Annotated in this window: 15 protein-coding genes and 2 pseudogenes; 10 read left to right on the forward strand and 7 right to left on the reverse strand. The window is 73.2% G+C overall.

Annotated elements, in window-relative coordinates:
• Nucleotides 1–44: 44 nt before the first annotated feature.
• Both ACIO3P_RS30405 and ACIO3P_RS30410 read right to left on the reverse strand, forming a co-directional pair.
• Nucleotides 45–2,402 carry a molybdopterin oxidoreductase family protein gene (locus ACIO3P_RS30405; protein WP_401854167.1) on the reverse strand — a complete coding sequence of 786 codons (2,358 nt, stop codon included), beginning with the start codon at nt 2,400–2,402 and terminating at the stop codon, nt 45–47.
• Nucleotides 2,403–2,583: 181 nt separating this feature from the next.
• Nucleotides 2,584–3,288 carry a TetR family transcriptional regulator gene (locus ACIO3P_RS30410; protein ID WP_401792828.1) on the reverse strand — a complete coding sequence of 235 codons (705 nt, stop codon included), beginning with the start codon at nt 3,286–3,288 and terminating at the stop codon, nt 2,584–2,586.
• Nucleotides 3,289–3,404: 116 nt separating this feature from the next.
• Here ACIO3P_RS30410 and hmgA point away from each other — a divergent pair, with 116 nt between their 5' ends.
• From hmgA to ACIO3P_RS30425, 3 genes are all read left to right on the forward strand, one after another.
• Complete coding sequence (hmgA, locus tag ACIO3P_RS30415; protein ID WP_401854165.1) at nt 3,405–4,733, forward strand: homogentisate 1,2-dioxygenase; 1,329 nt, start codon at nt 3,405–3,407, stop codon at nt 4,731–4,733.
• A gap of 20 nt (nt 4,734–4,753) precedes the next feature.
• On the forward strand, nt 4,754–5,533 hold the full coding sequence (locus ACIO3P_RS30420) for a GntR family transcriptional regulator (protein ID WP_329824562.1): 780 nt from the start codon (nt 4,754–4,756) through the stop codon (nt 5,531–5,533).
• 91 nt (nt 5,534–5,624) lie between these two features.
• Nucleotides 5,625–6,869, forward strand: coding sequence for a type ISP restriction/modification enzyme (locus tag ACIO3P_RS30425; RefSeq protein WP_401792824.1), 1,245 nt, complete (start codon nt 5,625–5,627; stop codon nt 6,867–6,869).
• Nucleotides 6,870–6,905: 36 nt separating this feature from the next.
• Here the strand turns inward: ACIO3P_RS30425 and ACIO3P_RS30430 are convergent, their stop codons facing one another.
• Nucleotides 6,906–7,643, reverse strand: coding sequence for a TetR/AcrR family transcriptional regulator (locus ACIO3P_RS30430; RefSeq protein ID WP_329824564.1), 738 nt, complete (start codon nt 7,641–7,643; stop codon nt 6,906–6,908).
• Nucleotides 7,644–7,706: 63 nt separating this feature from the next.
• Between ACIO3P_RS30430 and ACIO3P_RS30435 the strand changes: the two genes are divergently transcribed.
• Together ACIO3P_RS30435 and ACIO3P_RS30440 are read left to right on the forward strand one after the other, a co-directional pair.
• Nucleotides 7,707–8,750 (forward strand): ATP-binding cassette domain-containing protein, encoded by a 1,044-nt coding sequence (locus tag ACIO3P_RS30435; protein WP_401792821.1) that lies wholly within the window; start codon nt 7,707–7,709, stop codon nt 8,748–8,750.
• Nucleotides 8,747–9,529, forward strand: coding sequence for an ABC transporter permease (locus ACIO3P_RS30440; RefSeq protein WP_401792818.1), 783 nt, complete (start codon nt 8,747–8,749; stop codon nt 9,527–9,529). Before ACIO3P_RS30435 ends, ACIO3P_RS30440 begins: the two co-directional genes overlap by 4 nt.
• Before the next feature lie 206 nt (nt 9,530–9,735).
• Here ACIO3P_RS30440 and ACIO3P_RS30445 read toward each other — a convergent pair whose 3' ends face one another.
• Together ACIO3P_RS30445 and ACIO3P_RS30450 are read right to left on the reverse strand one after the other, a co-directional pair.
• On the reverse strand, nt 9,736–9,999 hold the full coding sequence (locus ACIO3P_RS30445; RefSeq protein WP_329824567.1) for a hypothetical protein: 264 nt from the start codon (nt 9,997–9,999) through the stop codon (nt 9,736–9,738).
• A 175-nt stretch (nt 10,000–10,174) separates the two neighbouring features.
• On the reverse strand, nt 10,175–10,987 hold the full coding sequence (locus tag ACIO3P_RS30450; RefSeq protein WP_401854163.1) for an SGNH/GDSL hydrolase family protein: 813 nt from the start codon (nt 10,985–10,987) through the stop codon (nt 10,175–10,177).
• A 535-nt stretch (nt 10,988–11,522) separates the two neighbouring features.
• Here ACIO3P_RS30450 and ACIO3P_RS30455 point away from each other — a divergent pair.
• From ACIO3P_RS30455 to ACIO3P_RS30470, 4 genes and pseudogenes are all read left to right on the forward strand, one after another.
• On the forward strand, nt 11,523–12,419 hold the full coding sequence (locus ACIO3P_RS30455) for a glycosyltransferase family 2 protein (protein ID WP_401978237.1): 897 nt from the start codon (nt 11,523–11,525) through the stop codon (nt 12,417–12,419).
• Entirely contained in the window at nt 12,416–13,492 is a 1,077-nt protein-coding gene (locus tag ACIO3P_RS30460; RefSeq protein WP_401854161.1) for a glycosyltransferase family 2 protein, read from the forward strand. The genes ACIO3P_RS30455 and ACIO3P_RS30460 overlap by 4 nt, the downstream gene beginning before the upstream one ends.
• 110 nt (nt 13,493–13,602) lie before the next feature.
• Nucleotides 13,603–14,385, forward strand: a complete 783-nt coding sequence (locus ACIO3P_RS30465; RefSeq protein ID WP_329824668.1) for a polysaccharide deacetylase family protein — start codon at nt 13,603–13,605, stop codon at nt 14,383–14,385.
• A 68-nt stretch (nt 14,386–14,453) separates the two neighbouring features.
• Nucleotides 14,454–15,562: pseudogene (locus ACIO3P_RS30470) on the forward strand (DUF5925 domain-containing protein).
• A 113-nt stretch (nt 15,563–15,675) separates the two neighbouring features.
• Here ACIO3P_RS30470 and ACIO3P_RS30475 read toward each other — a convergent pair.
• Nucleotides 15,676–16,050 carry a GntR family transcriptional regulator gene (locus ACIO3P_RS30475; protein WP_329824572.1) on the reverse strand — a complete coding sequence of 125 codons (375 nt, stop codon included), beginning with the start codon at nt 16,048–16,050 and terminating at the stop codon, nt 15,676–15,678.
• Between the two features lie 116 nt (nt 16,051–16,166).
• Between ACIO3P_RS30475 and ACIO3P_RS30480 the strand changes: the two genes are divergently transcribed.
• A complete protein-coding gene (locus ACIO3P_RS30480; protein WP_329824573.1) occupies nt 16,167–17,090 on the forward strand; it encodes a GNAT family N-acetyltransferase in 924 nt (307 codons plus the stop codon).
• Here ACIO3P_RS30480 and ACIO3P_RS30485 read toward each other — a convergent pair.
• A pseudogene (locus tag ACIO3P_RS30485) lies at nt 17,069–17,617 on the reverse strand (NUDIX domain-containing protein); the annotation flags it as partial. The gene ACIO3P_RS30480 and the pseudogene ACIO3P_RS30485 sit on opposite strands and share 22 nt — an antisense overlap.
• Between the last annotated feature and the right edge of the window lie 30 nt (nt 17,618–17,647).

A 17,647-nucleotide genomic window follows, 5' to 3' on the forward strand; every position in this document is an offset into this window, starting at 1 on the left:
TTAACAAGATGTTGACATGCGAGCAATACGAGCAGAACCCCAGGTCACAGCAGGGTGATGGGAGCGTCACGGTCAGCGCGCGCCCGGTGCGGCGGGGCCGCCGGCGCCAGTTCGACGGGGAAGCCGTTGAGTACGGCCGTACCGGAGAGCGGGTCGAGCCGGGAGCCGTCGAGAAGCTGGTTGACGTTGACGCCGGGCCGGGTGCGCGCCACGGACGTCCTGGTGCCGGGGCGGTCGTGGCCCCAGCCGTGCGGCAGGCTCACCACACCGGTCCGTACGGCGTCGGTGATCTCCACCGGTGCCTCCAGCGCGCCTCCGTCGGCGGTGATCCTGGCGAGGTCGCCGTCGTGGAGTCCGATCCTGGCGGCGTCCTCGGGGTGGATCTGGAGGGTGCAGCGGTTGGAACCGCCGTTCAGCGCGGGGACGTTGTGCATCCAACTGTTGTTGGAGCGGAGGTGGCGCCGCCCGACCAGGACGAGCCCGGCGGGCCGCCCGGCGAGGGCGGCGCGCAGCCGGGGCAGATCGGCGGCGATCGGCGCGGGCAGCAGCTCGATCCGTCCGCTGCGGGTCCGCAGCGGTCCGGGCAGGCGCGGGCGCAGCGGGCCGAGGTCGATGCCGTGCGGATGCGCCAGCAGCCGCGCCAGGCCGAGCCCCGCCGAACCGGCGCCCGCCCCTGCCGTACCGGCGTCCGTGCCCTCCGTACCGGCGTCCGTGCCCGCCGTACCACCGCCCACCCCTTCCGTACCGGTGCGGAAGCCGTCCCCGTACGGGCCGAGGCGCAGTCTCAGGTCGAGCCGGCGCTCCGGTCCGCTCTCCCCGGTGAGGAGCGCGGCCAGCTCGCCTGGGTCGCGTCCGTGGACCGGTGCGCCCGGGTCGGCGACGGCCTTGCCGAGCTCCCGGCCGATCGCCAGGTCGTCCACGGTGGCGGGGTCGGCGCCGTGCGCCCCGCTCACCGCGAGGATCAGCCGGGCGTGGATCTCGCTCTCGTCGAGCCGCCCCTCCTCCAGCGGGACGGCGGCCCGGGTGTAGCGGACCTGGTTGCGTACGGCGAAGCCGTTGAAGGCGAAGTCGAAGTGGGCGCTCTGGGCGGGTGGCGGCGGGGGCAGGACGACATCGGCGTGGCGTGAGGTCTCGTTGAGGTACGGGTCGACGCTGACCATGAAGTCCAGCCCGGCCAGGGCCCGGTCGAGCCGGTCGCCGTCGGGCGCGGAGAGCACCGGGTTGGCGGCGAGGGCGATCACCACGCGGATCCGGCCCTCGCCCGGGGTCTCGATCTCCTCGGCGAGCGCGGCGAGCGGCAGTTCGCCCTTGGCCTCCGGGTGCCCGGCGACCCTGCTGGCCCAGCGGCCGAGCGCGAACCCCTTGCCGGGGCCGGGCGGACGCGGCGCGCGGTCGGTGGCGGAGAGGGGGAAGAGCGCGCCACCGGGCCGGTCGAGGTTGCCGGTGAGGATGTTCAGTACGTCGACCAGCCAGCTCGCCAGGGTGCCGTGCTCGACCGTACAGCTCCCGATACGGCCGTAGACGGCGGCGGTGGGCGCCGCGGCGAGCTCCCTGGCGAGGGTGCGGATGTCCTCGGCGGTCAGGTCGCAGGCCGGGGCGACGGCCTCCGCGGTGAAGTCCCGTACGGCCTCGCGGAGCTCGTCGATCCCCTCGGCGAGCTCCGCGAGCCGCCCCGGGTCGGTGAGCTTCTCCTCGAAGAGGGTCCGGGTGATCGCGGCGAGCAGCAGGGCGTCCGTGCCGGGGCGGATCGCCAGGTGCCGGTCGGCCAGGCGCGCCGTCCTGGTGCGGCGCGGGTCTACGACGGTGAGCGTGCCGCCGCGCTTGCGCAGCGCCCTGAGCCTGCCGGGGAAGTCGGGCGCGGTGCAGAGGCTGCCGTTGGACTCCAGCGGGTTGGCGCCGAGGAGCAGCAGATGGTCCGTACGGTCCAGGTCGGGTACGGGGATGGCGAACGGGTCCCCGAAGAGCAGCCCGCTGGAGACATGCTTGGGCATCTGGTCCAGGGTGCTGGCGGTGAAGAGGTTACGGGTGCGCAGCGCGCCCAGCAGGAGGGGCGGGTAGAGGTTCCCGGCGACGGTGTGGACATTGGGGTTGCCGAGGACGACGCCGACGGAGTCCGGGCCGTGCTCCTCGGCGAGCGGGCGCAGCCGGGCGGCGATCAGGTCGTACGCCTCCTGCCAGCTCGCCTCCCGCAGCTCGCCGTGTTCGCGTACGAGGGGCAGGCGCAGCCGGTCGGGGTCGGCGTCCAGCTCTCCGAAGGAGGCGCCCTTGGGGCAGATGAAGCCCCGGCTGAAGATGTCGTCGCGGTCGCCCCGCGCGCCGGTGACCGTGGTGCCCTCGATGGTGAGGGTCAGTCCGCAGGTGGCTTCGCAGAGGGGGCATATGCGCGGTGCCGTACGGGCCATGGTTCCTCCGGGGGCGGCGGCAGCGGTGACGCGCGGGCGGCGCTCGGTCGGACGGCGCGCACCCCCTGAGCATACCGACCGGTACGGACGACGGAAGGGGGAACGCGGGACAACTCTCGCGGCGGCTCGCACCGCGCCCGCGCGCCGGTTCGCTCCGGCACCGGTTCACCCGCGCGCCGGTTCAGTCGAGCGTCCTCGCGAGATAGCCGCGCAGCAGTTCCCGGGTCTCCGCGACGATCCCCGGTTCACCCGCGGCGTCCGTACGGAAGGCGAGTTGCAGGAGCGCGTCGGTGGCCTCGACGGCGACCAGGACCGTACGGTGCAGCGCCGCGTCCGGGGCGCGGCCGAGGTGCGCGGCGAGCAGCCCGGTGAGGCGGCGGGCGACGCGGTGGTTGGGGTCGGCGTCCGGGTCGTCCCGTCCGGGGGCGGCCGGGGCCGGGGCGGGCGCGGGGTGGCGGACGCCGAGCGGGAGCTGGGCGCCGAAGTCGACGAGGGAGAAGCCGGGCACGGTGCGCTTCATGGCCAGGTACTCGTCGAGCAGCGCGTCGACGGCGCCGCGCCAGTCCCGCGCGTCGAGCCGGGCGAGGCGGTCCGTGACATGGGTGGCGTAGCGGTCCAGATTGCGGCGGGCGAGGGCGTCCGCCATGGCGCGCTTGTTGCCGAAGAAGCGGTAGACGGAGCCGATGGGGACGCCCGCGCGGGCGGCGACGGCACGGGTGGAGAGCTGTTCGTACCCCGTCTCGTCGAGGAGTACGGCGCAGGCGTCGAGGATGCGGGCGAGCCGCTCCGTACTCCGGCGCTGGACGGGGACCCGGCGTAACCCGGCGTCGTCGGCACCGGCCGCGGGGACGGCGGCGGTCTGGTGGTTCGTACGGTCGCGTGACACGGGCTCCATGATGCCGCGCGGCCCCGTTGACGTGCCGGGGAGTCAATCCTACGGTTGTCCATAGGATTGACTCCGGGGTGCGCGAGTCCCGGACCCCCTCGACCAGGGAGCGGACGATGAGCGGCATCGAGCAGGCACGGAAGGCGGCCACGGACCTCGGCCACTCCCCCGGCTTCGGCAACGAGCACAGTTCCGAGGCCGTGCCAGGGGCGCTGCCGCACGGCCGCAACGCACCGCAGCGCGCGCCGCTCGGGCTCTACGCGGAGCAGCTCAGCGGCAGCGCCTTCACCGAGCCCCGGGCCCACAACCGCCGTTCGTGGCTGTACCGCGTCCGCCCCTCGGCGGCGCATCCGCCGTTCGTACGGATCGACAGCGGCGCGGTGCGCGGCGCCCCGTTCACTGAGGTCCTCCCCGACCCCAACCGGCTGCGCTGGAACCCGCTGCCCGAACCGCCGCCGGGCACCGACTTCCTGGCCGGCCTCTGGACGCTGGGCGGCAACGGGGACGCGGGGCAGCGCTCCGGCATGGCGGTGCACCTGTACCACGCCAACGCCCCCATGACGGACCGGGTGTTCAGCGACGCGGACGGCGAACTGCTGATCGTCCCCGAGCACGGCGGGCTGCTGATCCGTACGGAGTTGGGCCTGCTCGCCGCCCGCCCCGGCGAGGTGGCGCTGATCCCGCGCGGGGTGCGGTTCCGGGTCGAGCCGCTGGACGAGGCGGTGCGCGGGTACGTCTGCGAGAACTACGGGCGGCCGTTCGTACTGCCCGACCTCGGCCCGATCGGCGCCAACGGCCTGGCCAACGCGCGGGACTTCCTGGCGCCCGTCGCCGCGTACGAGGACATCGAGCGGCCGACCCAGGTGATCAACAAGTTCTGCGGGAACCTGTGGTCCGCGACCTACGACCACTCACCGCTCGATGTCGTCGCCTGGCACGGCAACCATGTGCCGTACGTCTACGACCTGCGCCGCTTCAATGTGATCGGGTCCATCAGCTACGACCACCCCGATCCGTCGATCTTCACCGTGCTGACCTCCCCGTCCGACACCCCGGGTCTCGCGGGCGTCGACTTCGTGGTCTTCGCGCCGCGCTGGCTGGTCGGGGAGGACACGTTCCGGCCGCCGTACTTCCACCGCAACGTGATGAGCGAGTACATGGGCCTGATCGAGGGCGCGTACGACGCGAAGACCGCGGGTGAGGGCGGGTTCGTGCCGGGCGGCGGCTCGCTGCACAACATGATGTCGGCGCACGGCCCCGACCGGGAGACCTTCGACCGGGCGAGCGCCGCCGAGCTGCGCCCGCAGAAGATCGAGGACGGCCTGGCGTTCATGTTCGAGACCCGCTGGCCGGTGACGCTGTCCGGGCAGGCCGCGCGGGCGGCCCATCTCCAGCAGGGGTACGACGAGGTGTGGCAGGGTCTTGAGCGCCACTTCAGGCCCTGACCCGTTGGGGGAGATCACCGGTGACCGCCTTCGCCCCCGACTCGCTGGTCCTGAACCGCAAGCTGCCGCTCTGGTACCAGGTCTCGCAGTCCCTGCGCGCCTCGATACTGGGCCGCCGTCCGCTCGATCCGTTGCGGCTGCCCACGGAGGAACAGCTCGCCGCGCACTACGGCGTCAGCGTGCTGACCATGCGCCAGGCGCTCAAGGAGCTGGAGCAGGAGGGGCTGATCAGCCGGCACCGGCGGCGCGGCACCTTCATCGAGCCGGGCGCGCGGCGCGGCGCCCCGCGCCGGCTCCTCGGCTCGGTCGACGCGATCGTGGCGCAGCAGTCGGGCGAGCTGACCACGGTCCTGGACCATGGCCCGGTGCCGGTCCCGGGTGAACTCGCCGAGTACTTCCCCGGGTTGGACGAGGTGGTCGGCTACCGCAGGCTGCGCCGCGACGGCGAGAGCGGCGAGCCGGTCAACTGGGCGGAGAACGCGGTGCGTCCGGAGGTCGCTGCGGCCATCGACGTCGCGGACCTGGAGCGCTGGCCGATGACGAAGGTGCTCCGCGACACCCGGGGGATACGGATCAGCCGGATCACCGACACGGTCGAGGCCCGGCTGGCGGACCCGGTAACGGCGGAGCTGCTGGGGGTGCCGCTGCTGAGCCCGATCCTGCACTACACGGGGGTGACGTACGACGAGAGCGGCCGGGTGCTCGACGTGGCCAGGATCCGCTACCGGGGCGACCGGTTCTCCTTCTCGGTCACCGTGGAGACGGACACCGGCCCGACGGGTGAGCCACCGGCGCGCTGACCGGGCCGCCACGGGCGGCGGTCACCGCTCCCGGGCCGTTAGGCTTTCGCCGACGGCGCACGGAGCGAGGGCGACGGGGAGGGTGTCCGGGATGGCGGCGACGCGGGCCGACGCGGCGTTCGGGGATGCCCCGCTGCTCGGTGAGCTGATGCCGTGGTCGACGCCGCCGCTGCGGCTCGGCCGTCCCTGGGTGCTGGCACCGGACGCCGGTTCGCTGACGGCCCGCTGGGACCGGCTCGTCCGGGCCGAGGGCGCCGAGCGCGACGCGCTGTTCGGGGTGACCCGGGCCCGTACCCCGCGGAGCGCGGTCGCCGCGCTGCCGGGGCAGGCCACGGGCACCGGGCGGTTCGCCCGGGAGGCGGGGCGCTGTCCGCGGCCGCTGCGGGTGGCGCACGGGCCGTTCGACGAGCAGTGGCTGATTCCCGACCACCGGCTGATCGACGCGGCGCGCCCCGAGCTGTGGCGCGTCGCCGACGCCCGGCAGCTCTTCGCCGTGGAGCAGGGGTACGTTCCCCAGGACGAGACGGGGCCCGCGCTGCTGGTCAGCGCCGTGCTCCCGGACGGCCACTCCCCCGCGGGCCGGCCGGGCCGGATCCGGCCGCTCTACCGGCGCCCCGGCGGCGGGGAGCCCAACCTGGCCCCCGGGCTGACGGAGGCGCTGGGCGCGCGTCTCGGCCAGGAGGTCGGCGCGGAGGAGGTGCTGGCGTGGGCGGTGGCCGCCTGCGTCCCCTCGCCCGCCGGGGCCGTGGTGCCGCTCACGGCCGATCCCGGCGTCTGGGCCTCGGGGGTGGAGCTGGGGCGGCGGATGACTGGGATCCAGCTCCGCGGGGCGCGCGGCGGCGAGCGCCCCCGGCTGCCCGGCGGGCGCCGCCCGTACGTACGCGCCGCCGTGCCGGACCGGCCCGCGTCCCTGACGTACGACGCGGCGGACGAGGCGCTGTGCGTCGGCACGGGCCGCATCTCGCCCGTACCGGCCGGGGCCTGGGACTTCACGGTCGGCGGGGTACGGATGCTGGAGCTGTGGTTCGAGCGCCGCGCCCGCGTCGCGGACCCGCCGGGGCCGGGCACGCTGGAGGCGATCCGGCCGGTCGGCTGGCCCCGGGAGTGGACCTCGGAGCTGCTGGAGCTGATCACGGTCCTGGCGCTGCTCGCGGAACTCCGGCCGCTCCGGCGGAGGCTGCTCGCCGAGGTCCGCGGTGGCGCCGGCGCCACGGCGATCGGGCGGGCCGAGCTGCGTACGGCCGGCGTCCTGCCGGTCCGGGCGGCGGCCCGCCGCCCGGCATCGGTGCTCGACCACCACGAGGAGGGCCCGGAGGGGCAGTTCGCCCTCGTTTAGACGTCAGGGCCCCGGGACCCCGGGACTCCGACACCCCTAGGACAGCCGCCCGCTGCGCTCCGTCAGCGGTACGAACGAGTCGAGCACCCGGCTCAGCGCCCGGTCGAAGACCGCGTCCAGGTCGATGGGGCCCGAGTCCTCCGCGAGCGCCGCCGACAGCCGCGGGTACCGGCCCGTGGACAGCTCGCTCACCATGTACGCGATCCGGACCTCGTGTTCGCGCTCCGCGGACCAGGGCAGCGCCCGCACACGTTCCGCGGTGTGCAGCTCGTTGGCCACGTACGTGGTCACCACCCCGTTGACCATCGCGACCAGTTCCATCTTCTCGCCGTAGGTGACGTCGAGCGCGTCCAGGCAGTGCAGGCTGTATTCGAGGAAGCTGATCACGTTCGGGCTGAATCCGTAGGCGCTCGACATCAGCCCGGCCATCCAGGGGTGCTCCCGCATCATCCTGCGCGCGCGGTACGCGAGATGTGTCAGGTCGGCGCGCCAGTCGCCGGACGGCGCCTCGGGCAGCGGGTAGGCGCCCGCGACCGCGTCGACCATCAGCTCGTACAGGTCCTCCTTGCGCGGGATGTAGTTGTACAGCGACATCGTGCCGCAGCCCAGTTCGCCCGCCACATGCCGCATGGTCACGGCGCCGATGCCGCCCGCGTCCGCGATCCGCACGGCGGCGGACGCGATGTCGGAGCGGCTGTAGGCCGCCTTCGGTCCGCGCCCGGCCCGCTCGGGGCGGGACCAGATCACTCCGGGTTCAGCAGGTCGCCCCGCCATGGATCATCACCTCGCCCACCATCCTAGTTACGTACAACGTACGTAGTGCGCTACGGTGACCCCATGACAACTACGTACGCTGTACTTAGTGAAGGTCTCGAGAAGCGCTTCGGCGGCGCCGGTGGCGTGACCGCCCTGCGCGGGCTGGACCTGGCCGTGGCCGAGGGCACCGTCTGCGGGGTGCTCGGGCCGAACGGCGCGGGCAAGACCACCGCCGTGCGGATACTGACCACCCTCAGCGCGCCGGACGCCGGCAGCGCCCGGGTGGCGGGACACGACATCGTGCGCGATCCGGGCGCGGTACGGAGGGCGATCGGGGTCACCGGCCAGTACGCCGCCGTCGACGGCGAGCTGACGGGCCGGGAGAACCTCCGGCTCTTCGCCCGGCTGCTCGGCGTCAGGGGCCAGGCGGGCCGGGCGCGCGCCGACGAGCTGCTGGAGCGCTTCGAGCTGACGGACGCCGCCGACCGGGTCGCACGGACCTACTCGGGCGGGATGCGGCGCCGCCTCGACCTGGCCGTCAGCCTGCTGACCCGCCCCCGGGTGCTCTTCCTGGACGAGCCGACCACCGGGCTCGACCCGCACAGCCGGGGCCAGATCTGGGCCGCCGTGCGCGCGCTCGCGGCCGAGGGCACCACCGTCCTGCTGACCACGCAGTACCTGGAGGAGGCCGACCGGCTCGCCGACGACATCGTGCTGATCGACCGGGGCAGGGCCGCCCACAGCGGCACCCCCGCCGAACTCAAGGCGCGGATCGGCTCGTACGCGGAGGCCGTCCTCTCCGAGGTGGTGACGGGCGACGCGGCGGAGACGGCGCTCCTCGCGGCGGCGGGCGTGCTCGACCAGCTCACCGGCGCCGAGCCGGTGTTCGACCGGGAGCGCCGCGCGGTCGGCGCCGTGACCACGGACCCCACGCTGACCCTGCCCCGGCTCGTCCGGGAGCTGGACGCGGCGGGTGTGCCGGTGGTCGACGTGAGCCTGCGGCCGCCGACGCTGGACGAGGTCTTCCTCCGCCTGACCGACCGCACGGGGCCGTCCGACCGCACGGGCCACTCCGGCCACACCGACCGAACCGTCCGTTCTCTCACCGAGGAGCAGGCAGCATGAGCACACTCGCGTACGACAGCGGCGCCGTCCTGGGCCGCCACCTCCAGCGGATCAGACACGCGCCGGGCGTGGTGATCCTCACCCAGTCCATGCCGATCAACATGCTGCTGTTCTTCGGCTATGTCTTCGGCAGCGCGCTCGCCATGCCGGGCGAGCAGTACCGCGCCTACCTCGTCCCCGGGCTGCTCGCCGCGACGGCCGCCGGCGGCCTGATGACGGGCATGTTCCAGGCGTCGTACGACGCGCAGCGCGGCGTCACGGACCGGTTCCTGTCGCTGCCGATGAGCCGGGTCGCCGTACCGCTGGGACAGACCCTGGCCGATCTGCTCACCACCCTCGTGGGGATCGTGCCGCTGCTGCTCGTGGGGCTCGCGGTGGGCTGGCGGATCGAGAGCGGTGTGGCCGGCGCGCTCGGCGCGGTGGGGCTGCTGCTGCTCTTCCGGTTCGCCGCCGCGTGGATCGGCACCTATCTCGGACTGCTCGTCCGCAACGAGGAGGTCGCGGGGCAGCTCGGCGCCGCGACATTCGTCCTGCCGCTGCTGTCGAACGCGTACATCCCGTCGGAGGGGCTGCCCGGCTGGCTGCGTACGGTCGCGGAGTGGAACCCGATCAGCGCCATCGCCGCGGCGGTCAGGGATCTGTGCGGGAACGGGGCGCCGGCGGCGGACGCCGCCTGGCCGACCGCGCATCCGGTGGCCGGATCGCTGCTGTGGTCGCTGGCGCTGCTCTGCCTGTTCGTACCGCTGGCCGTCCGGCGCTACGCCAGAGGCGGGGAGTGAGGCGGTACGGGCGGCCGGCCGGCCCGGTCCGGCGGTGGTGACGGGACCGCGGCCGGCCTGGGCCGGTGTCGGGGAGTGGACTCACCGGCCGGGCCGCCGCGGAGGGGACGGGGAAGGAGACGCGAAGGCGGCGGCCTGCACTCGACCGGCCCACCGAACGGGTGTGGGTGGTCCGAGCGCGGTGGTGCCGCGAGGAGCCTGAACCGTCAGCGGCGGCTGCCGAAGAGCGTGCGACGCAGCCGCCGGAGCGGCGCGAAGAGCGAGACCCGCGCACCCCTGCTCCTGTGCGTGTTCGTCCTGTCCCGTGCGGTCAGCTCGCGCATCAGCAACGTCGCCTCGACCGTCTCCCGCTGCGGTACGGCGGGACCGCCGAGCACCGAGAGATGGCGGTCGAGGCGCGAACTGGTCGCGCTGCTCCCGCAGGTGATCGCAGGGATTCGCGCCCTGCTGTGCATCGTTATCTGTTCCATTTCACTCCCCACCCGTACGAGGGCACCCGGTCCGGGCAGGTTAACCCTATCGCCCCTTCAGGACACCCGTGTATCCCGCCTTCGGGCGGAACCACACTCGTACGGGGAGGAATGTACACAGCTCGATCTGTGTGAATTCAGGGCGAGTTGGACAGTTCGCCCGTGCGTGAAGAACCTATGCGGCCGAGGTGAAGACCGGCAGGTAACCATTGGTCTGGCCGGCGGCCGTGGGGTGGTACGACTCGCCGATGTCCAGCACGTTCAGGCTGTGCAGCCAGGAGGCGCTGGAGCAGATCTCGTGACCGGTGAAGGCTCCGGAGACACCGGCGAAGGTGAAGCCGTGGTCGGCGGCGCGCTTGGCGGTGGCGTCGTTGAGGTAGTCGGAGGCGCTGTTGATCGCGGTGCGCTTCGCCTCGCTCAGCCCTCCGACGCATGTCCCCTTGAGTTGGTAGAAGCGGGGGTACCCGAGGACGACGACCCTGGCCGAGGGCGCCTTGGATCTGATCGCCGTGTACACCGTGTCGAGGCTGCCGGGCAGCGTGGCGTCGACGAACGCGCGGGCCTGCGCGATCCGGTTGAGGCAGGCGCTCTCCGACTGGAGGACGCAGACCGTCATGACATCGGAGAATCCCGCGTCGTTGCCGCCGATGGAGATGGAGACGAGGTCGGTGGCGGAGCTGAGCGGCCCGAGCTGACCGGCGGTCACATCACCCGTACGAGCGCCCGCGCACGCGGTGAACGCGAACGTGGTGGGCGAGTGCGCCGCCGCCCAGAGCGCGGGATAGGCCCTGGGCGTGCGCTTGCAGGCGCCACTGGCGCTGTCGTATCCGCCGGAGCCGACCCCGGAGGAGTACGAGTCGCCGAGCGCCACGTAGTCGACGGCGGCGGCCGATTCGGCGGCCGAGACCGCCGATGCCCCGGTGAGGGCGAGGACCGCACCAAGGAGGAGCGAGGACGAGAATGCCGTGATTCGGGCCAGTTTCTTCATAGAACCTCTCCTTAGCAGGATTTCTGCCACAACTGTCGTACCAGTGACGACAGTTCACCGGAAGTGTTCATGCCAAGAACGTTCGGTGAGGGATTCCCGTGGATCGATATGAGCGCTCGAATCACGCGGGATTGAGCAGAACTGATCGGGGAGGTTCCGGATTCGACCGACAAAGTACGGCCAAAGAAGGGAAAACCCGTGCCGAGGTTCCACCTCTTGCCATACAGTCCCAATCATCAATACCGTCGTACATCCACCCGCATCGGTCCATCACGCAAGCGGCTCCAGGGGAGGGCTCAAGCAAGCGTCGCGATGGCTCCCGGGGCGGGGCGCGGTAGGGGGGTGCCGCGCTCGGTGACCGCGTTCCGCGCTGCCGAGTCGCGTGCCGCGCGACCAGTTCCACAGCTCACCCGGCCGGTACGGAGTTCCATGTGCCATGCCGTCATGGCGGGGTGAGAACCCCCCTTTCGAACCGGAAACACTGCGGGACCGCCCGGGGGTGGGCGGTCCACCGGACGAGAGGGAAATGAGACCCGTGAGCGCTTTTCTGCGCCCGGCGATACCGGGCGACGATCCGTTGGACCTTCCGGCACAGAGCCACATCGACCATCAGGCGACCGGCCATCAGGAGAGCGGCCGTCAGGGCCCGGGGCTACTGCCGTACCGGGCGATCTCCTCGCATCTCGCGATCACTCCGCCGGTGAGTGTGGTGATACCAGCGATGAACGAGGCACAGAACCTTCCGTACGTCTTCAGGACCCTGCCCGAGTGGATCCACGAAGTCGTCCTGGTGGACGGTGACTCCACCGACGGCACGATCGAGGTCGCCCGCGCGTTACGGCCGGACGTCAAGGTCGTCGCGCAGCGCGGCAAGGGCAAGGGGGACGCCCTGATCAGCGGGTTCGCCGCGTGCACCGGCGACATCATCGTGATGGTCGACGCGGACGGCTCGGCCGACGGCCAGGAGATCGTCTCGTACGTGTCGGCGCTGGTCTCCGGCGCCGACTTCGCCAAGGGCTCGCGGTTCGCCAACGGCGGCGGTACGGACGACATGACGGCGATCCGCAAACTCGGCAACCGGGTGCTCTGCGCCGTCGTCAACGCCAAGTTCGGCGCCCGCTACACCGATCTCTGCTACGGCTACAACGCCTTCTGGCGCCACTGCCTGGACGAGATCACGCTCGACTGCACCGGCTTCGAGGTCGAGACCCTGATGAACATCCGGGTCGTCAAGGCCGGGCTGAAGGTGCAGGAGATCCCGAGCCACGAGTACGACCGGATCCACGGGGTCAGCAATCTGAGAGCCGTACGGGACGGCCTGCGCGTCCTGAAGGTCATCCTCCGTGAGCGGGGCGTGCCCCGCTCGACCCGCCGCCGGCCGGTCGCCCTGCGGATCAGCGTCCCGGCGGCGCCGCGCGGGAAGACGTCGTGACCGGACGTCCGGCGCGCCCGGGGGAAGCGCCCGCACGTCACCGGCCGTTCACGGTCGTCATCTGCGTCTACACCGAGGACCGCTGGACGGACATCCTCGCGGCGGTCGACTCGGTGGCCGGGCAGTCCCTGCCCGCCCTGGAGACACTGCTCGTGGTCGACCACAACCCGGCCCTGCTGGCGCGGCTCGCCGCACGGTACGCGGAGCGGGCCGCGCGCGGCGAGGTGCGGGTGCTCGCCAACGCGGGCCCGCGCGGCCTCTCCGCGGGCCGTAACACCGGGATCGCGGTGGCCCGCGGCGCGTTCGTGGCGTTCCTCGACGACGACGCGGTGGCCGAGCGCGACTGGCTGCGCCGCTTCGACGAGGCGTACGGGGACGATCCGCGGATCCTGGCGGTGGGCGGGCGGACGGTGCCCGCCTGGGCCTCGGGACGCAGACCCGCCTGGTTCCCCGAGGAGTTCGACTGGGTCGTCGGCTGTACGTACCGGGGGCTGCCGGAGGGTCTGGTGCGGGTACGCAACGTCCTCGGCGGCAACGCCTCGTTCCGGCGTACCGCGTTCGACACGGCAGGGGGGTTCGCGACGGGCATCGGGCGCGACGGCGACAAGCGTCCGCTCGGCTGCGAGGAGACGGAGCTGTGCATCCGGCTCACCGAGGCGGTACCGGACGCGGTGCTGCTGATCGACGACCGCGCGGTCATCCACCACCGGGTCCCGGCGGCCCGCGAGCGGTTCGGCTACTTCCGTACGCGGACCTACGCCGAAGGGCTGTCCAAGGCGCTGGTCGCCAGGAGCGTGGGGGCGGACAAGGGGCTCGCGTCCGAGCGCCGCTACACCACCCGTGTGCTTCCGGCGGGCGTCGCGCGCGGTCTGCGCGACGCGGTACGGGGGCAGTCCGGCGGTCTGGGCCGCGCCGGGGCGATCGTGGCCGGGACGGCCCTGACGGCGGCGGGCTATCTGGTGGGCCGTTTCCGTACCCGCGGCGGGGGCGTGGCGTTCTCGTCGGGCCCGATCGAGCGGAGCGGGCCCGACGCGCGGGAGGAGCCGCGCGGCCGGTGGGAGGCGGCCGTATGACGACGGGAGGGAGGGGGCCGGCGCGGCGCGCGCCGGGCCCCTCCGGCCCCTCGGCCGCGCCGGGCACGGGGGCGGGGGCGGGCGGCGACGCGGGCGCCGTACCGATCCTGATGTACCACGCCGTCGCACACCGGCCCGCGCCCGCCACCCGCGCGCTCTCCGTCTCGCCCGGGGCGTTCGCGGCGCAGATGGCGCTGCTCGGCGCGCGTGGCTTCACCCCGGTCACCACGGCGCGGCTCGCCGACGCCTGGCGCACCGGGAAGCCGCTGCCGCAGCGCCCGGTGCTGATCACGTTCGACGACGGCTACGCGGGCGTGCACCGGCACGCGCTCCCCGTGCTCGCGGAGCGCTCCTTCGCGGCGACGCTCTTCGTCTCGACGGCGTGGCTGCGCGGCGCGTACGACGAGGGCGGCGCCCTGGACACCATGCTCGACTGGGACCAGGTACGGGAACTGGCCGCCGCGGGAACGGAGATCGGCGGCCACAGCCACACCCATCCGCAGCTCGACCAGCTCGACGACGGCCGGCTGCGCTTCGAGACCGGGCGCTGCCGGGAGATCCTGGCCGGGGAGCTGGGCACGGAGCCCGTCTCCTTCGCCTACCCGTACGGCTACTCCAGCCGGCGGGTGCGCCACGCCGTCCGCGTGGCCGGGTTCAGCCAGGCGCTGGCCGTGGGCAACGCGGCGGCGCGCCGGGGCCAGGGCCCGTACGCGCTGCGGCGGGTGACCGTACGGCGCACCACCGGGATCGAGGAGTTCGGCCGGCTGGTCGAGGGCCGGGGGCTGGTCCGCGCCTTCGCCGGGGACCGGGCGCTGACCAAGGGATACGCGCTGGTGCGGCGCGCCCGCCGGGCCGCGGCCGTGACACGCGGGGCGGTGCCCGGCGGACGGTAGCGACGCGCCCGGCCGCCACCGGGCAAAACACCGTGCATCGGCCGTCCCCGTGCCGGATCATGGGCGACATGTCTGCCAAGCCTCAGGACGCCCTGCCGATCCGGCTCACCGTCGACGACAGCGATTCGCCCTCGGATGTGGTCGACGCGCTGTTCCTCGGCCGCTTCGCGACGGGCGAGCAGCCGTACTCCCACAGCTCCACCATCGACCGCGTCAAGCCGGGCGCCGGTCTGCTGCCGCCCGGCGCCACCGTGCTGCGCCGCGCCCGCGACGACGACCGGAGCGCGACCCTCGCCGAGGGCGACGGCTGGACGCTGCTGGTGTCCCGCTGGAACCGGGGCGCCGATGTGACGGTGACGGCCGTCTCCACCGAACTGGCGGAGAAGATCCACCAGCAGACCACGGACGGCGCGCGGGACGATCCGGAGCCGCAGCCCGAGAACGTGACGATGGGGTTCTGGTACGTCTCGCCGCGGCGCGGACCGCACCGTACGACGCGGCAGATCTCCGCCGGTACGTGGGACGAGGTCAGGCCCAACTACACCGCGCCGGTGGCCGAGGCGATGGACCGGCTGATGAAGGTGACGCCGGACGACATCGCGGGCCGGCTGCTGCTGTTGCACGGCCCGCCGGGCACCGGGAAGACCTCCGCGCTGCGGACGCTGGCCCGTTCGTGGCGCGACTGGTGCCAGGTCGACTGCGTGCTGGACCCGGAGCGGCTCTTCAACGACGTCGGCTATCTGATGGACATCGCGATCGGCGAGGACGACGGCTCGGCCAAGGGCCGGTGGCGGCTGCTGCTTCTGGAGGACTGCGACGAGCTGATCCGCGCGAGGCCAAGCACACGGCGGGCCAGGCGCTGTCACGGCTGCTCAATCTGACGGACGGACTGCTCGGGCAGGGCAGGAACGTGCTGGTGGGGGTGACGACCAACGAGGATCTGGAGCGGTTGCACCCGGCGGTGGTCCGTCCCGGCCGCTGCCTGGCCAGGATCGAGGTCGGCTCGCTGACCCGCGCGGAGGCGGTCTCCTGGCTGGGCCGGGAGGACGGCGAGGGCGAGGCGGCGGTGGGCAGGGAGGGCGCGACCCTGGCGGAGCTGTACGCGCTGCGCCGGGGGACGGGTCCCGCGTCGGTCCCGGCGCAGCACGCGGGCGCTGAGGCGGGCCTGTACCTGTGAGCCGGGGCGGGGGCCGGTCGTCCTTCAGGTCCCGGTCATCCTTCGGGTCCCGGTAGCTCTTCGGGTCCCGGTCGTCCTTCGGGTCCCGGGGGCCGATCGCGTCCCGGGCGCGGTCACTTGGCGTAAACGGCCCGTACGGCTTCCTCGGCCGCGGCGAGTGCGGCGGCCCTGCCGAGCCCGAGGCGCCGGGCACGCTCCGCGTACGCGCGGGCGGCGGAGGCGGCCTCGCGGTCGGCGGCCTCCCCGGCCGCGGCGACGAACGTACCGTTCCTGCCGCGGGTCTCGATGACCCCGTCCGTCTCCAGCGCGCGGTATGCCTTGGCGACGGTATTGGCGGCCAGTCCCAGCTCCTCGGCGAGCCCCCGTACGGTGGGGAGCTTGTACCCGACCGGCAGCAGCCCTGAGCGGGCCTTCGCGGAGATCTGGGTACGCAGTTGCTCGTACGGAGCGGTCACGGAGGCCGGGTCGATCACGATCTTCAACGTCACGGAGTGATTCTCCCCCACGAGCCGCGGGCGCCGAGTGACACGCGGCAGAGCTGGCCGGAACGCGACGGGGAAAAGGAGAGGCGGACCGGTGGCGCGCGCACGTAGGGTCGCTCCCCATGACTGTGACTGTCCGTGATTTCCGCACCGAGGACGCCCCTGCCGTCGTCGAGCTGCGCCGTGCCTGCGTTCCGTTCCTCATCGTGACCGAGGAGGCCGTCCTCTTCGAGGTGGCGACCGCCAATCCGGCCAAGAAGTACCGCCTCCTGGTGGCCGAGGAGGACGGTGAGATGATCGGAACGGCGCATGTGGGGATCGCGTACGACAGCGAGGAGCCGGGCCAGTCCTCCGTCACCCCGCAGGTCCACCCCGGGCGCCGGGGGCGCGGCGCGGGGTCGCTGATCCTCCGTACCGCCGAGGAGCATCTCGCGGCGCACGGCGCGACGAGCGTCTACTCCTGGGCCCTGGACGAGCCGTCCAGCCTCGCCTTCGCCGAGCGCCACGGCTACCGGCCGACGCGCCCGGCGCACTTCCAGCGCCTCGACCTGGCCGACGGTGTCCTGCCCGAGCCGCCGGCGGAGCTCCCCGCCGGGGCGGTGCTGCGTACGGCGGCGGAGTACGCGGCCGATCCGCGCCCGCTCTTCGAGGCGGACGCGGAGGTGACGTCCGACGAGCCGGGCGACATCAGCACCGGCCTGGACGACTACCAGGACTGGCTGAACCACACCTGGAACCACCCGTGTCTGGACCGGGCGCTGACGACGGTGGTGGAGGTGGACGGCCAGGTCGCCGCGTTCACGGCGGCCCACACCGACGGCGCCACCCGCTATCTGACGGCCATGACGGGCACGCGCCGCGCGTTCCGGGGCCGCGGGCTGGCGAAACTCGCCAAGACGGACTCGCTCCTGCGCGCCCGCGCGGCGGGATACCGGGAGGCGTTCACCGCGAACGACGCGGACAACGGCCCGATGCTGGCCGTCAACCGGTGGCTCGACTACCAGATCTGCGCGTCCGAGGTACGTCACGTGCGCGACCTGGTCTGAGGCCCGTCCCGGTACGTCGCGGGCAGGACGACGGAGCGGTCGGTCCCCGTGGTGTGGGCGATCGGGTCGTCGTCCTCGTGCCAGTGCAGAACGAAGCGCTCGCCCGCGCGGTAGGCGTCGAGACCCGCGCGGCCGTAGGCGACCAGGTCGTCGGGGAGGCCGGACAAGGGGTGCCAGGAAAGGCCCGAGCACTTGTCCGGCTCCCGGTTGTACGGCTCACCACCGGCGCCGTACGCCGCCTCGAAGAACCATCCGATCCGCGGTGCGCCGCCCGGCCCGCGATGCTGCATGACCAGGGCGACGCGCAGATCCCCGGGGGCCAGTTCGACCCCGATCTCCTCGGCCGCCTCCCGGATCATGGCCGTACGGACGTCCTCGCCGGACTCCACATGCCCGGAGGGGCAGTTGAGCAGCCCGTCGGCGTACCCCGTCCCCGCCCGGCGGGCGAGCAGCACCTCGTCCCCTCTGCGCAGGACGAGATGGACGTCGACCACCTCCCGGTGGCGGGCGGTCGGGGCGGGGGCGGCGGCGGGCCGGTCGTTCGTGGTCATGGTCCG

Origin of the sequence: Streptomyces sp. NPDC087310 (assembly GCF_044744405.1) — a bacterium.
GTDB lineage: Bacteria > Actinomycetota > Actinomycetes > Streptomycetales > Streptomycetaceae > Streptomyces.